The 15643-nt window shown below is 48.9% G+C and carries 13 protein-coding genes and 1 pseudogene; 2 read left to right on the top strand and 12 right to left on the bottom strand.

What is annotated here, in order from left to right; genetic code table 11:
• Positions 1–15: 15 nt before the first annotated feature.
• A complete protein-coding gene (locus ACKKE8_RS23935) occupies positions 16–1008 on the bottom strand; it encodes an ABC transporter substrate-binding protein (RefSeq protein ID WP_409175217.1) in 993 nt (330 codons plus the stop codon).
• 274 nt (positions 1009–1282) lie between these two features.
• On the opposite strand from ACKKE8_RS23935, the pseudogene ACKKE8_RS23940 reads away from it, so the two are divergent.
• Positions 1283–2268 (top strand): annotated as a pseudogene (locus ACKKE8_RS23940) (ABC transporter substrate-binding protein).
• A 123-nt stretch (positions 2269–2391) separates the two neighbouring features.
• The gene (locus tag ACKKE8_RS23945; RefSeq protein WP_409175218.1) at positions 2392–4038 is read left to right on the top strand and encodes a helix-turn-helix domain-containing protein; all 1647 of its coding nucleotides are present in this window, start codon (positions 2392–2394) and stop codon (positions 4036–4038) included.
• Between the two features lie 47 nt (positions 4039–4085).
• Here ACKKE8_RS23945 and ACKKE8_RS23950 read toward each other — a convergent pair whose 3' ends face one another.
• The 11 genes from ACKKE8_RS23950 to ACKKE8_RS24000 all read right to left on the bottom strand — a co-directional run bounded on the left by ACKKE8_RS23950 (position 4086) and on the right by ACKKE8_RS24000 (position 15613).
• On the bottom strand, positions 4086–4877 hold the full coding sequence (locus tag ACKKE8_RS23950) for a DeoR/GlpR family DNA-binding transcription regulator (RefSeq protein ID WP_409175219.1): 792 nt from the start codon (positions 4875–4877) through the stop codon (positions 4086–4088).
• A 25-nt stretch (positions 4878–4902) separates the two neighbouring features.
• Positions 4903–6066: a saccharopine dehydrogenase family protein gene (locus ACKKE8_RS23955; protein ID WP_409179186.1), complete on the bottom strand. Its 1164-nt coding sequence runs from the start codon at positions 6064–6066 to the stop codon at positions 4903–4905.
• Positions 6067–6085: 19 nt separating this feature from the next.
• Positions 6086–7204, bottom strand: coding sequence for a 2-aminoethylphosphonate--pyruvate transaminase (phnW, locus tag ACKKE8_RS23960; protein WP_409175220.1), 1119 nt, complete (start codon positions 7202–7204; stop codon positions 6086–6088).
• Positions 7201–7995 carry a phosphonoacetaldehyde hydrolase gene (gene phnX, locus ACKKE8_RS23965; protein WP_409175221.1) on the bottom strand — a complete coding sequence of 265 codons (795 nt, stop codon included), beginning with the start codon at positions 7993–7995 and terminating at the stop codon, positions 7201–7203. The genes phnW and phnX overlap by 4 nt, the downstream gene beginning before the upstream one ends.
• Before the next feature lie 3 nt (positions 7996–7998).
• Complete coding sequence (locus ACKKE8_RS23970; RefSeq protein WP_409175222.1) at positions 7999–9708, bottom strand: putative 2-aminoethylphosphonate ABC transporter permease subunit; 1710 nt, start codon at positions 9706–9708, stop codon at positions 7999–8001.
• A gap of 5 nt (positions 9709–9713) precedes the next feature.
• Positions 9714–10763 (bottom strand): putative 2-aminoethylphosphonate ABC transporter ATP-binding protein, encoded by a 1050-nt coding sequence (locus ACKKE8_RS23975; RefSeq protein WP_409175223.1) that lies wholly within the window; start codon positions 10761–10763, stop codon positions 9714–9716.
• Positions 10764–10780: 17 nt separating this feature from the next.
• Entirely contained in the window at positions 10781–11857 is a 1077-nt protein-coding gene (locus tag ACKKE8_RS23980; RefSeq protein ID WP_409175224.1) for a putative 2-aminoethylphosphonate ABC transporter substrate-binding protein, read from the bottom strand.
• 267 nt (positions 11858–12124) lie between these two features.
• Positions 12125–12817, bottom strand: a complete 693-nt coding sequence (locus tag ACKKE8_RS23985) for an aspartate/glutamate racemase family protein (RefSeq protein ID WP_409175225.1) — start codon at positions 12815–12817, stop codon at positions 12125–12127.
• Positions 12818–12823: 6 nt separating this feature from the next.
• On the bottom strand, positions 12824–13711 hold the full coding sequence (locus tag ACKKE8_RS23990; RefSeq protein WP_409175226.1) for a sugar nucleotide-binding protein: 888 nt from the start codon (positions 13709–13711) through the stop codon (positions 12824–12826).
• Positions 13712–14291: 580 nt separating this feature from the next.
• Positions 14292–15152 (bottom strand): MBL fold metallo-hydrolase, encoded by an 861-nt coding sequence (locus tag ACKKE8_RS23995; RefSeq protein WP_409175227.1) that lies wholly within the window; start codon positions 15150–15152, stop codon positions 14292–14294.
• Between the two features lie 116 nt (positions 15153–15268).
• On the bottom strand, positions 15269–15613 hold the full coding sequence (locus ACKKE8_RS24000) for an arginase family protein (protein WP_409175228.1): 345 nt from the start codon (positions 15611–15613) through the stop codon (positions 15269–15271).
• Between the last annotated feature and the right edge of the window lie 30 nt (positions 15614–15643).

Genomic DNA, 15643 nt, shown 5'->3' on the forward strand with positions numbered 1-15643 from the left:
CTCTACTGAACTCGATTACTTTACAAACGCTTTGACCAAGTCGTCTGCCTTCTTCAAATTGGCCGTAATGGCACCGGATTGCCAATGTGTCCGTTCCATTGGGTAGACATGACCTTTTTTCACAGCAGGAACAGATTTCCAGATTGGGCTCTCCAAAATCTTGAGCGCATCCTTGTTTTCTTCGGAAGTCCACGTACCGTTCGACGGGAACACAATGATATGGTCTGCATCGATAGCCGGGATGGCTTCTTCTGATAATACCACGTGTGTATCTTGATTTTTGGCAGCGGAATACGGCGCAAGTCCCAACTCCTTATAGAGCATGCCTGTGTAAACATTGCCATCTCCGAAGAGGGCCAAATTCGGCTTATTTCCCACGTTCAAACGAATGACAGCCACCGTTTCATTGCCAATCGCCTTTTCCAACTTTGCCTTGGTATCCGCAATTTTCTCATTGTACTTTTGGATCGCTTCGTCTGCTTTTTCTGGAATGCCTAGCACCTCGGCGATTTTCTTGAGCCTTCCAATCGTGTCGTTGCGGAGTTCATCCGGCAGCTTGTAGGTAGGGGCTATCTTGCTGAATTCCTCGTATTTCTTGGGATCAGCGTAGCCATCCACAATGATGATATCCGGATTGGCTGCAAGCAACGCTTCAATACTTCCTGTAATATCAAAAAGCGGCACGTCCAGCCCGAGGTAATCCTGTTTGCCCCACGCCGGGTGATACCACTGAACAACCGGGGTCACACCCAGTGCTGTCAAGAAGTCCTCCTGATAAATGGCCGCTACCCGCTCTGGCTTTACCGGAATCTCTACATCGCCATAGGCGTCTTTCACCACTTTGGTTTTCGCAGCGGTGTTCTCTGTCGATGCTGGTTGCTCTGTTGATGCTTTCTGCTCAGTGGATATTGGCTCTGCTCCTTTTTCTGCACACGCAGTTAACACGAGCATCATGATCAATATTAATGCCATCCATGCCACTCCTGCATTCCGAACCGTTCTGACCATCTTTCTACCCTCTCTCGCATCTGTTGATGATTATCGAATTGATTCTCATTCTCATCATTCGCATCCTGATCATAGTTGTTTCCTCTCTATCTGACAATGCATTTTCTCCATTATTTTTTGTCCAAACTCCATAACTGTCCGTTGTGAAATCCTCCCCTTTGTACAAAATCAATGATGACTATCTGACATTTGTCCATTGAGCTGGTAAGGTATATCTGATAATGATTATCATTGATAGCAAACAGATTCAAACGACTACTGGAGGAAAATAGAAATGAACCACATGCACAACATAAGCGGAACGCTAGGAATCTTCATACTGGCTGGCAGCCTGCTCATTGGATGCAGTCCATCCGCTTCACAAGCAACCACCGCTCCCACGCTTGGACAAGAAACAACGAGCGCAACGAGCAGCGAGGCAAGTCAGAAAAGCCAGACACGTCCATATACGGATTATCTCGGGCATGCAGGCAACATCCCGGTCTCCCCTGCACGAATCATCTATTCCGGTGAGACATTTGGCGATATGCTCGCGTTGGGCGTGAAGCCGATTGGGGGATTCGGGTACGCCAACCAAATCTTTGAAGACCAACTGCACGATGTCGAGAATGTCGGTTTTCCTATTAATCTCGAAAAGGTCCTGGAATTACAGCCCGACCTGATCATCCATGCAAATACCGAAGAAAAAGAATATGAACAGCTAGCCAAAATCGCCCCTACTGTCATTTTTGATACTTTCGCGCCGTTGGAAGAGCGGATGACCCAGCTCGGTGATATTATTGGGAAACCGGAAGTAGCCACCAAATGGCTTGCCGATTACAAACTCAAATCGGAGGAAATGTGGAAGAAGCTGAAGGAGTCTGGCATCATGAAAGAAGGCGAAACCGCCTCCGTCTTTACCTATTATCCGGGTGATCGGCTGTTTGTCATGGCAAGAACAGGGCTTTCCCAAGTCCTCTACGATACAAACGGGTTCAAGCCCACTGCGCCCATTCAGGAAATTCTCGATGCACAAAAAGGATTTGAACTCATCTCTGTAGAACGTTTGCCCGAATAGCGGGAGATCGTGTCTTTATTTTGAATACTCCGAGCGAGGAAGCTGAAAAATCAACGCAGGAGCTGCTAAAATCACGCATCTGGAAAGACCTTCCTGCCGTGAAAAACGGGGTTGTCTACTTTATCGACATCGAAAAATCTAGCAGTGATGCGACAACAAGAGAATGGCTCCTGCAAAAGATTCCAGAAATCCTGGCGAAGTAATCCTTCATGTTCGCCTATATGAAACATGAGAAGCTTTTCAACAAGGATTGAAAAGCTTCTTTCTTTTGTATACGATTGATAGATAAAATGATAATGATTCTCAAAAAAGGGAGGGCATAACCGATGCCTCACTCCATACCACCTCATCCCCCGCTCGGTTCCCTTCATTTTCAGTTGTGTAAAGTAGAGCGGACGGCTAGCCCTTCACCCACTCCCTTCCATACCCTGCTCTTCTTCACAAAAGGTTACGGTAGCTTCCGTATTCACGACCAAACGATTTCACCTTTGGCAGGAAAGTGTTTTTTGCTTTCACCGTCTACTCCTTTTGCTATCGAATCCTTGTACGACAGCGCGACTGAGTGCTACCAAATCTCGTTTACCGTCATCCAGTTCGATGCAGACAATATCCCCCTGCCGTACCCATACGAACTGCTTGACGGCCGTATCGAGCTGTCCACTCACCCCTCTGCTCGACTCTTGCGCTTATGTGACGCTTTGCTCTTGGGCAATTCAACTTCTTCTGAAATGGACAGCTTTTGGCAACAGTTTCGGTTTCAGAAGCTGCTCGGATTTTTGTTGGAGCAAAATCTGTCTCCTGACCTTATCCCTAGCAAGAGCAAAGAGGTCGAGAACAGCATTCGTTATATCCAACAAAATTATCAAGAGAACATTACGGTCAAGCAGTTGGCACAACAGGCCAATGTGCCATCGTGGCAGTACACGCTGCTCTTTCGCCAGTTGACGGGTAAAAAGCCTTTGGAATATGTGACAGCGCTGCGTATTCATCATGCGAAAAAGCTCCTGAAAAGCTCGAACGATTCATTGCGGGACATCGCCTCGCAGGTCGGCTTCACGGATGAGTATTATTTCAATCGTCGCTTTCGAAAGACGACCGGTTACACGCCAAGGCAATATTCCAGGCTGACTCACCGCATGGAGCTCGTGCAGGACTGGAAAGGGCATGAGGTCGAGATCCCCCTTCAACCACAACGCATCATTTATATTGGGGAGACGTTTAATGATTTGCTCGCGCTCCATGTTGAAAATATCGTCGGCGGGAATTTTACCTGGATGGAACGAACGATCTATCGAGACAGGGTAAGACACATGCAGGATATTGCCTTTCCCGTTGACTATGACCATTTGACGACATTGAAGCCAGATCTAATCATTTTCGCGAACGCAGCAGAAGACAAATACAAGCAGATGAGCCGAATTGCCCCAACGCTCACGTTTAATTCATTTGCTTCGCTGGAGGAACGGTTGCATACACTCGGAGATTGGCTGGGGAAAAAGAACGAGGCGCGAGAATGGCTCAGGAAATACCACACGAATGCTGTCACCATGTGGAATCAGCTCCACGCCGAGCTTGTGCCGGGTGAGACTGCATCCGTCTTTATCCATGAGCATGGCGAGCGTCTGTTCGTAATGGGCACTTCAGGACTATCCTCCGCCCTCTACCATCCAAACGGTTTTTCTCCTGTGGATAAAATTCAAGACGTGCTGCAAGCTGGCTACGGCTTTATCGAAATTCAAGAGGAGGACATCCCCCTGTACGCAGGCGATCGGATCTTTATGCTGCTGTCCGAAGACCCCGAATCGCGTCAGGCTACCGCCGCATTCATGCAAAGTGATAGGTGGCACAGTCTGCCTGCCGTTCAGAACGGCTATGTCTATTTGGTAGAAGCGCATAAATGGAATTGGGGCGCTGCTCTTACCAGAGAGAGATTGCTGCATATGCTACCACTTTTGCTGCACCATTCTTCCTGAAGCAAACAGGCCAGCTTCCCTGTCGTGGGGAATCGCTGGCCTGCTTACTACTGCTCCTCTGCTACCATCCATGCTACGTTTTTTGCTTGGAGTCCTTTATTCCATTCTGCGGGTGCTGCCGTATCGCTGATCACGATGTCGACCTCTCCCAAGTCTGCGATCTTGCACAATGTGCTGACCCCGATCTTGGAGTGGTCCGCTAGCACAATGCTTTCATTGGCATTTTCGATGAAACAACGGGCGAGTTCCGTTCGGTCTGGTTCATAGCAGGTCAAGCCTTTATGGAGCAGGATGCCGTCAGCTGCGATAAACGCCTTGTCCACATAAAATTGCTTCATCATCTTCTCGGCGTAGGTCCCGCTTACCCGATGATGCTTGGCGCTCACTTTTCCACCCAGGAAATAGATGTCTGCCGAAAGCATTCCATTGTTTTGGTACTCGATTAAACGATTCAGTGCCGTGATCGAGCTAGTGAGGATCGTCAAATCTTTTTTCGTCACGAGAAAGCTGATCATTTGCAAAGGCGTTGTCCCTTCATCGATGACAATGGTATCGCTGTCTTGCACCAAGTCCGCTGCCAACCGCCCAATTCGTTTCTTTTCTTCCGCTCGCAAGACTTCACGGGCAAAATGAGAGGGCTCGGAGCGCTCCACTGTCAGCTTTACGGCCCCGCCATAAACGCGCTTCAGCTTTTTCTCCGCTTCCAGCTCTTCCAAATATCTGCGGATCGACTCAGACGATACTTGCAGCTTTTCGACCAGCTCATTGGTCCGCACCTTGCCATTGGAATTGATCAACTGCAAAATGATTTGCTTACGCTCTTCCCCGAACAACGACACGCCGAATGTCCCCCTATATCGTACTTTACGCCAGTTCGATCTTCTCTCCATGGATGTAAATCTGACGTTTTGCCAGCTCGTAAAAAATCACAGCCGGATCAAATGCTTCTTCTGGTGTTATGACGCCAGTAGCTTTTACGTTTCCTTTTGCGATCTGCTCAGTCGCAATCGCCAGCGGGATTCCTACGTTGCGGGTATAAGCGCGCAGCCCTGCCCAGTCAGCTACAGAGCCGTCAGATGCCGGATGTGTATGGTACAGAGTGTGTCCTACTTTGCGGCCGTCCTTGGTACCTGTTACCTCGACATGAAGCGAATACCCGTATAATTCCGTCTCTTTTCCCTCCCTAGAATTGTAGAGGTATTGGGAGATACAATCAAGGATTCCCACCTTTGTTTCCCCTACCGTGATCGAATCGTTCCGTAAAAAGCCATAATCATAGAGGGCTTTGACTAGCTCCATGTTTTGCTTCGGCCATGTTCCCCGCACCTCGATCAGCTTTACCCCTTTTGGAGACAAAGCCTGTGCGAGCGTTTTTGTCTCTGCATGAGGAATGATGTACTGAATGGTTTTTCCATAAGGCTCGGGAAGCTTTATCTCGCGTGGGCGAGCAAATGGCGGGACTTGAATGAATGCGCCATTTTCATACACGACACGCCCTGGCAAGTCTGGATCATACTCATAGGTGGTCGTCTCTGTGATCGATTTGGAAAAGGCAATCGGACGAAAAGAGCCGTGGCTGACGCGGACTTCGTCGACTTCATCGAGCTGGTTCGCTGCATGCATCGCCATCATTTGGGTCAGTCCAGGCGTCATGCCAAAGCCAGGCAGGCAGGTCTTCCCATGGTCGCGGAAGATCGCATCCGATGCGTTTTCTTCCCCAAAACCGTTCAAATTGATACCATGGCAGCCAGCCTCCGCAATCGCAGCAGTAGACAGGCCGTTCAGTGTGATCGTGGTTCCGTCCATGACGATGTCGTAACCGCGCATTTTTTGGACCGTATCCGCATGATCGCGTACATTTACAGGAACAAAATCTACGCGTGGATCGTTCAACCACTCGACTACCTTGCGACCTTCTTCTTCATTAAAATCGCCGATCGTGATCTGCTCAAAATCCGAATGCATCACGAGATCGAGCACAGCTTCCCGACAAATATTTCCCGCTCCACCCAAGCAAAATACTTTCATCACGATAGCCTCCTTTTCTTTAGTCCAGCCAGAAACGATTGTTTTCCATTGCAACGATTAATCTCTCGATATCTTCGGGGTAAACCTCTCCGATATTGCCAATCCGAAACGTGTCCGCTTGCGAGATTTTGCCCGGATAAATGACGAAGCCTGCCTGCTTCAAACGTTCATACAGCTCCGCGAAAGTGAACGCCTCGCTTTCGGGATAATAAAAGGAAGTGATGAAGGGCGATTGCGATTCTTTTGGCAACAGGATACGAAAACCGATACGCTCCATGCCTTCTGCGAGTAGCTGTTGATTTCGCTGGTAACGCTCGTACCGTTTTTCAACTCCCCCCTCTTCCTCAAGCTCTATCAGTGCTTGATAAAAGGCTCGCACGACATGAGTCGGAGAAGTATAGCGCCACTTTCCGTTGTGCTCCTCCATCGTTTTCCACTGGCTGTACAAATCGAGGGACAGCGTACGGGCAATCCCTTCGCATCGGATGAGCGCTGACGTTTTGGCAACGACAAAGCCAAAGCCAGGCACGCCTTGGATGCATTTGTTAGCGCTTGAGATCAGGAAGTCGATTGAGAGCTCTGCTGCATCCAGAGGAATGCCACCGAAGCTGCTCATCGCATCTACGATATAGACTTTTCCGTACTTCTTGGCGACTTCACCGATTTCTTTGATGGGATTGAGCATACCCGTAGTCGTTTCTGAATGCACGACAGCCACATGCGTGATCGTTGTATCTGCTACGAGTTTTTGTTCCAAAGCCTCTGCATCGGCTTTTGTCACTTCGCCAAAATCAATTACCTCCGTCGCGATTCCATGAACACGTGCCATTTCCACGATCCGATCCCCGTATGCGCCATTCGTGAGTACTAGCAGCTTGCCGTCTGCGGGAATCGCACTGCTCACCACCGCTTCGACACAAAAGGTCCCGCTGCCTTGCATCAAAACACTGGTATACTCCCCTACCTGTGAGGTTGCCAATCGGACGAGCTTTTGGCGAATTGCCTGTACCAGTTCATTGTAATCGCGATCCCACGTGCACCAGTCCCGCAGCATTGCCTCGCGAACGGTTGATGAAGTCGTCAATGGTCCGGGGGTGAGCAACAAGTACGGATTGTCCGTTGGTCGTGTCTGATTCATGGTCTCTCTCCTTCTGCATGACGCTTCTCGATCTTTTTCAGCACCTCATCCAAGCATCCGATCTCCTCGATCACGTAGTGAGCACCCGCCGCTATCAATCGCTCCGCTGCGATAGTCAGCCTTTTATCCAGCTCTTCCTGTGGCATGCTCGTCACTTCCTCCAAGGACAGGCCGAGCTCGCTTCCGCCCTTCAGAACGCCAACAGTCCACATCCCAGCGTTTCTTCCTTCTTTCATATCGCTCGTCGTATCGCCGACCTTGACGATCTCGTTCATTGGAAATACGTCCAGCAGGATCGCATTTTGATAGCACATCCATGGATATGGACGTCCAGCTGGCACTTCACTTGGGGTGACAAGTGCGTCCGGTTCGTAACCCTGTTGCTTAGCCGATGCTGCTACAACATTCATCATTTCCCTCGTGTAGCCTGTGGTCGAGCCAATTTTGATTCCTTGCTCGCGAAGTCGTCCTACCAATTCAATTGCTCCCGGAACAGGAGTAGCGTACTCGTGCAACGTCGCCATCAGCATCGGTTCGAAGTCGGCGTACAATTCGTCCACATCCGCTTCATTCGGAAGTCGACCGTAACGCTCTTGCCATAGCGCTGCTACCCGCTCCATTTTGCAAAGTGCCTGGATATGATCGCGCTTGAGCATCCCCATCGGCTCACGTGCTTCTGCTGCTGTCAGCTCAATCCCCCGTTTTTTGAACACCTGCAAAAAGACAGCCAAAGGAGCGAAACATCCGTAATCTACCATCGTTCCTGCCCAATCAAATACTACTGCTTTCATGCTTTATGCCACCTGACCTTTCTCTTGGTAGGACCCTGTTGTCCGTTTGCGAAGTTTGGATGCGATCCATTCTGCGCCAGTACGTGCGATGATGTTGAGGAAGACGATCAATACCGACATCGCTGCTGCCGGAGCCACATCCCCGGCGTCATCCATGTTGACGATGGAGACAGATGCCAATTTGAAATCCGCTGCATACAGAAAAACAACCGCCGAGATCGTCACCATCGAGTTGATGAAAAAGTACACCGCCATCTCGACTATCGCTGGCATACAGACGGGAATCGTGACGCGCCACAATAGCTTTGTCTGTGAGATCCCCATGGACTCTGCCGCTTGCTCGAACTCGGGATCGAGCTTTTTCAGTGCGCTCGTTGCTGTAATGAAGCCAACTGCGAAAAAATGAATAACGTTCGCCAAAATCAAAATCCAAATCGTCCCGTACATGCCGTGAAATGGATTCGACGGATTGTTGAAGAAGAAAATGTACGCTAGTCCAATGACCATCCCCGGCAATGCCAGCGGGAGAATCGACAGGAAGTATCCAGCTTGGCGAAGCCCCTTCCACACTTGGGATTTTTCAATCGTGTAGGCGGTAATAAACGTGACTGCCGTCCCGATCACTGCCGTCAGCAAGGCGACGAGAATGCTGTTCCACAGTGGCTCGATTCCTTCTCCGGCTACGTTGGAAAAGTCGTAATGATCCAAGCCGAGAGTCAGATTGTACGGCCATACTTTGATGAAAGAAGCCAGTACCACCGCAGCCATGAGAAGCAGCAAAAATCCGCTGACGCTCATACAAAGAATGAAATAAAACAAGTCGCGCAAACGATTTTCCTTGATTCGATACGGTTTGGATTTGGCTGTTACAGCCGCGTGCTGCTTCCGCTCAACAATCCGGTCCACAACAAACGCCACGAGAGCGGGAATGATCAAAAGCAGCCCAACCGTTGCTCCCATCGTCATATTTTGCTGACCGATAACCTGCTTGTAGACGTCTGTCGCCAGTACGGAAAACTGTCCGCCGACAACCTTTGGTGCTCCGAAGTCAGTAAACGAGAGAGTAAAACAGACAAAGCAGGCGCTGACGATACCGTATTTCACGCTGGGAATCGTCACTACAAAAAACTTGCGCCAATGGTTCGCCCCGAGCGTATCCGCCGCTTCGTACAGTTGATAGTCGGCAAAAGCAAGCGAAACAGCGAGAATCAAATACGCTTGCGGGAAAACATAAACGATCTCCGCCAAAATAATTCCCACTGGGCCGTACAGATCGATGTCCCATTGAAACGGGAGCAACCCGAAGATCCCCGTCGTCACCAGCCCTTGATTCCCAAAAAGGTAGGTCAGGGCGATTCCGTGCATCATCGTGGGCGCAAACAGCGGCAGCAGCGCGATCGCCCGAAAGACTCGTTTTCCGCGAATCCCGCTACGCGTCAAGGCATACGCGAACAGAAAAGCGAGTGTGACTGCGATCAGTGTCGTCATCGCAGAAATGTACAAGGTGTTATTCAGCGACCCTGCCAGTGCCGGGGTGGAAAAGTACGTAACGAAATTGTCCAGGCCGATGAACTGACCGTTCTTGTTATAGAATGCTTTGGAAAACAGCTGGCCAAGTGGCAACAGAACACTTGCTGACAATCCAAGAACGACGAGAGCGATGAGCCACTTTTGCATGGCTTTTCCATCGAAGATCGATGTCATTTCCTTCATGCTGCTCACCCCTGTTCCTCTATGGCTGGAGCATGCTCAAAGGTCAGCAAATTCTCCAGCGGAAACTCCAGCCACACCTTTTTGCCTCGGGCAATTCCAAGTCTTTGTGCCTCGGCAGCTATTAAATCGATTGTCAGAAGCTCTTTTTTTATCTGACCTTCCTCTTGCCACTCCAGAAAGATTCGGTAAAAAGCACCGCGAAATTCTATCTCGGAAATAGTCGCAGGTATAGCGCATTCGGACTCGTTCTGCAAAATCCGCACATGCTCCGGTCTGATCGCAAGTAAGCGATTCGGATCAGATTGCGCATTCTCAAAGCGACTGTACTCAAAAAAGTTGACCGCTCCGATAAAATCAGCAACAAACGGAGTGGCTGGTTTATTATAGATCTCCTCAGGTGTACCTACCTGAACGACTTCGCCGTGATCCATGACGACGATCTTGTCAGCCATGGTCAATGCCTCATCCTGATCATGCGTGACCATCACTGTTGTCATGCCGTACTGCTCATGCAAGCGCCGAATCTCCCGGCGCAGCTTTTGTCTTACTTTTGCATCCAATGCGGATAGTGGTTCATCTAAAAGCAGGACATCCGGCGATAGTGCAATCGCTCGCGCCAAGGCAATTCGCTGCTGTTGACCGCCTGAGAGCTGGCTGGGATATTTGGCTCCGGCATGAGACAAATCAACCATGTCTAGCGCCTCTTCTACTTTGGCTGCGATCTCTTTTTTCCCCAGCTTCTTTTCTTGCAGGCCAAAGGCAATGTTTTCGGCAGCCGTCAAATTGGGAAACAAGGCGTAAGACTGGAACATCATCGCTATGTTTCGTTTCGCTGGAGGCAGGGAAGTAATCTCCCTGCCTCCCAGGATCATCTTGCCTGTCGTCGGCTGCTCCAATCCAGCCAGCATTCTCAGTAATGTCGTTTTACCGCAGCCACTGGGACCGAGCAGACAAACAAATTCATTCCTGTCAATTTCGATGGAAATGTGCTCCAATGCGGCAAACAAACCAAAGCGTTTACTGACCCCTTGAATGGATAGATAGGATTGTGTCATGCTGTTCTCCTCGCTGCTTACTTGGGTTCACTCTTGGTTGCGTATCGTTTTTCCCACTCACCCAAGATGTTGTCACGATTTTGTGCGGCTTGATTCAGGTCGAGCTTGATTAATTGCTTGATTGGATCTACTGCGTAGCCTTCCGGGAGTGTCGCGCCTTCTTGCTTGACACTGACGATGGCGAAGTTCTGGTTATAAGCTTTCATGACTTCATCGGAGATAGCCCAGTCCAAGAACAGCTTGGCTTCTGGCTTGATCTCACTCTTTTTGATCAAGGCATTCGCCTCTACATCCCAACCCGAGCCTTCTGTTGGAAAGACGACTTCAACGGGTGCGCCTTTTTTCTTCTCGGTAATCGAACGGTAGCCGAAGGAAATGCCGATTGGATATTCGCCCGATGCGGCCATTTTCGCTGGCTTCGAACCGGAATGCGTGTAGATCGCCATATTTTCATGCAGTTTGTCGAGGTACGCCCAGCCTTCTTGCTCCCCTTTCAGTTGCATGATTCCGTTAATCGTTAAAAGCCCAGTTCCAGAAGACGCCGGATTTGGCATCACGATCAATCCTTTGTACTCCGGCTTGATCAGGTCTTCGTATGAGCGCGGGATGGGCAAATTGCGTTTTTCCAGCTCCTTGGTATTGACCGCGATCGCTGTCTCCCACGCATCGATTCCTACCCAGCTTGCAGGTTCCTTGGCATCCTTAAACTCGGGGGACACTCTCTCGATTCCTTTTGGCGAATACCCTTCGAGCATGCCTTGCTGTTCAAGTACAAGCAGGCTTGTCGCTGCTGTTCCCCATACAACGTCTGCTTGTGGATTGTCTTTTTCCGCCAGCAGCTTTGCTGTGATGATCCCTGTAGAATCGCGGACGATATTGACCTTTACATCTGGATATTTCGCTTTGAAGGATTCCAAATACGTTTTGATCTGGTCATCCTCCAGCGCCGTATAAACTGTAATCTCTCCTGAGGCGGTTGTACTTTCCGTTGTGGAAGCTTGTGTGTTTGGTTGTGACCCTGGTGATTGTCCACATCCTGCTAAAAACGCGATTGATAGAACGGAAGCAAGTAAAGGATAATGCCATTTCTTCATGAGAACCTCTCCTCTTTGCGGAATGTTCATTTCTTGGTTCCTATGAGACCAATCTTACGGGGAAAATGTTAAGCGGATGTGAACGCAACGTAAATTGATTGTTTTTGTGTGTTTTTAGTTGTGTTTTATTGGTTTTATAAAATCCCTTGGGAGAGTAGAAAAACAACTGGGTAATAAAGGACATGCACATTTGCACAAAAAAAAGACTCAGACATCCATTCTAGTAGCAAATAGGATGCGCTAAGTCTTTTGTTTTTTGCCTATCGTTTACTGCAAAGCAGCCTCCACAGCCGCCTCTGCATGAATTGCTGTCGTATCAAATACCGGAACGGTGCAATCTTGGGCGGAGATCAGCAAACCGATTTCCGTGCAACCGAGGATAACGGCCTCTGCACCTTCCTTTACCAGTCGCTCAATGATCGCCTGATATGTACGTTTGGATTCCTCGCGAATGGTTCCGACGCACAGCTCATGATAAATGATGTCATGGACAAGTTTTCGCTCTTGCTCATCCGGCAGCAGTACCTCTAATCCATGAACATCTCGCAGACGCCCTGTGTAGAAATCCTGCTCCATGGTAAATCGCGTAGCAAGCAGTGCCACTCGTTTATACCCGTGGTTCGTGATCGCTTGTGCTGTCGCATCCGCGATATGAAGAAAAGGCAGGCTGGTCGCTTCCTCAATAGCATACGCCAGTTTGTGCATCGTATTTGTACAGAGAACGATCAGGTCGGCTCCTGCCGCTTCCAGACTTTTAGCCGCACTCGCCATCCGCTCTGCTGCTTCTTCCCATCGTCCTTCTCGTTGCATTTCTTCAATCTCGGCAAAATCAACAGAATACAGAATGCTTTTCGCCGAATGCAAACCGCCCAGCCTCTCCTTGACGGTTTCATTGATCAAACGGTAGTAGACCAAGGAGGACTCCCAGCTCATGCCGCCAATTAATCCGATTGTTTTCATTGTTCTCTAGTCTCCTTTGTCGTTATCGTTGCCATTTGCGTTTTCCCATCCCACCTGACGAAAACGGGTCTGTAGCAGTTCATGCGCCTTGTTCGTATTCAACGAAGTATCCAACGGAATTCCTCGTTCTAGCGCCTCCGCTTCTGTTATCAAGGTTTCTTTTACACCATCGGCATTCAGCCCTAATGCCAGAGCCATCTTTTTGTAAAAGGAATAATAGCTCTCTTTCTTTGCAGGACCGAGATGAAGCGTTCCGAGGTAAGAACTATGCAGCAGTTCGCGGATGGCATTCCCCACGTCTTCCACATGGACAAACGTCTTGTACAAATTGCCTGTCCGGCTTACTTCTCTGCCAGCTTTCAGGTCTGCACACATCGTAGCGATACGTTTATCCCATTGTCCAGCCGCATTTCGACCATAAATCGGGCCCACTCGCACGATGACATGGTTGGGATGCCGCTCGCGGATGCGTGCTTCTCCTCGTATTTTGGCATTCGAATAAGTAGCTAACGGGTTTCTCTCATCTAATGGCTCAGACGGATCTTCTTCCCGATAAGAGCCTGTGCCTTTTCCGAAAATACCGTCTGTGGAGATGAAAATCAATTTGCTCTCTTCAGGCAAATGAGAAAGCAGAACTTCCAAGCCTTTTTCTATTAGCCCTCGTTCATCTGTTGCACTCATCAACGCCCAAATGACAACATGTGGTGAAAACTCTTGCAACCTCGCTGTAAAAGAAGGGGTATCAGTTACATCGATTTGGAGCAGATGACCAGCAATTGATGCCGAAAAGCATGTACCTAGGAGTTCAATAGCCTTGTCCTGCAAAAGCTCATGATAGATTTGACTCCCCAAGTAGCCGCTTCCCCCGAGCAACAATACTCGGTGTTCCTCCATGGCAGTCTCCCTCCATTTCCATTATGACCCAATATACCACTATCCCCCATCTAGAGCGAGGCATAAATAGTCCAATCACCTTTATGAAAAAGCGTTGTTTTCATAAGTCTTATTTATAGGTAAACCCCAAGGCTTTCAATTTTTTAGCTGTCGCACATCTTATTACAATCCTACCAACTTTGTAACCAACAGGCATTCACTTGAAACAATCAAAACGATATTACTATTACAAATCGAAAAAAACCCATCATTCCATTAAGAATTACGGGTCACGTACGAAATCAAATGGCCTAACTAATTGTGTAAGGCTTAACCAGCCGTGGGTTATAGGAAACACATCTGCAATTCCGTATCTATTATCAGTTTGTACAATATTGCCAATAATATACCTTACTATCAATTTACCCCTACGCTAGCATAAATGGAATTTTTATTTTGGATTAGCTTTACCCTTTAGAGAAAAAAGCTTTTTTAAAGTTCAGTACATGAAATTTCACGTATACGGCCATGCAAAAAACCGCAGCTTCACGGTGTCGATCTTCGCCGTGATGTTACAAATGTACCAACCCGATGAATCGGATCATTGGTAGGCAGCCCCTACCATGAACCATTCGAGAGCTTCTGAAAATTCATGAGGAAGCTCTGACACCTGGAGGAAGGTACACATCTCGCTTACGATCCGTTCTCTGTTTTGCCCGTATTGCTCTGTGAGCAGAGCTAGCTGCTCCCAATCACTGAGCTCCTTTTGAAAGGTAGCTCGATCCAATGGCCGGCCGTGCGATTCCACGAAAAGGATTGCTTCAGACTGGTACGCTTGCTTCAACACGCGCAGAAAACGGGAAGCTGTATAACTGCGCGGTCCGCCATAGACAGAGGGACCCAAGGCATCTCCCAGGAACAGCGTTTGATCCTCTTTTACGTACACATAGCACGAATCTTCCGAATGATCTCCTCCGACATGGTTCACCTGACATGTCACGCCACCAAGGTCGATCGTAATCGATTCATCGAATAGGATATCCGGCTCGACTATTCGGATCAAGTCCCGGTTCGTTCCGTACTCTTTTCTGATGTTCGCCATCGTGCTGGCATTGATGATCTTCTCCTTACAGAGCTGTTCCATGACTTCATCCGACCATTCCAGCCCTATCAGTTTGCTCAATGAATGTGCGGTTTTTGCCTGCGCGATGGTAGGTAGATCCCATGCTGACATTCCGAATGTATGATCCCAGTGCCAATGAGTCAGTATGAGCAGATCTGGAAGACGAACACCTAGCCTTTGCAACTCCTGACGAAACAACGCGGCATGCGCCGGTGAATTTCCAGCATCAATCAAGAGGGTTTTTCTTCCCCCTGTAACGGCTGCTAGGATGGGGCGATCCGTGTCATGACTTGCATGCATAATCAAGATATGCTCGGTAATCTGTTCGATCGTGGACATTTCCTTCTCCCCTTTCCAAATACGCCAATGTAATTTTCTCTCTACAGAATGACTCAGCAATATTTTCCATGTTATCACACAACACTTCCCCCTCGCACAAACAAAAAACGCCCGTGTTACCAGGCGTTGGTGATTTCCTCGAGAGCCGATTCGATGTTTTTCTGGCAGCAGGCAATGTCAGTAACATGCATGGCGACATCGCCAAGATCGACAGCACGCGAGCTGGATAGATCGATATCCTCATCAAAATTGTAGGTGGTAAATGAGCTGTGCAGCTGCCGGAATTGCAGCGGGTGGGCATGCGCTCCGGAAAAGCTGATGGAGCTTTTCGAGAGAGGTACTCCAATGACCGCAAAATCATAGGCTTCGCCCGGTTGAAAGGTCTGCTCGACCCATTCAAACAAACGGGTGACATAGGGGTCTCCTTTTCCCTGGGTAAACCGGAATGGAGGTTGGGTCAATTACGAAAGCATGTAGAGTCCTCCTTTTGT

This window comes from Brevibacillus fortis (assembly GCF_046196545.1).
Classification (GTDB): domain Bacteria; phylum Bacillota; class Bacilli; order Brevibacillales; family Brevibacillaceae; genus Brevibacillus; species Brevibacillus fortis_A.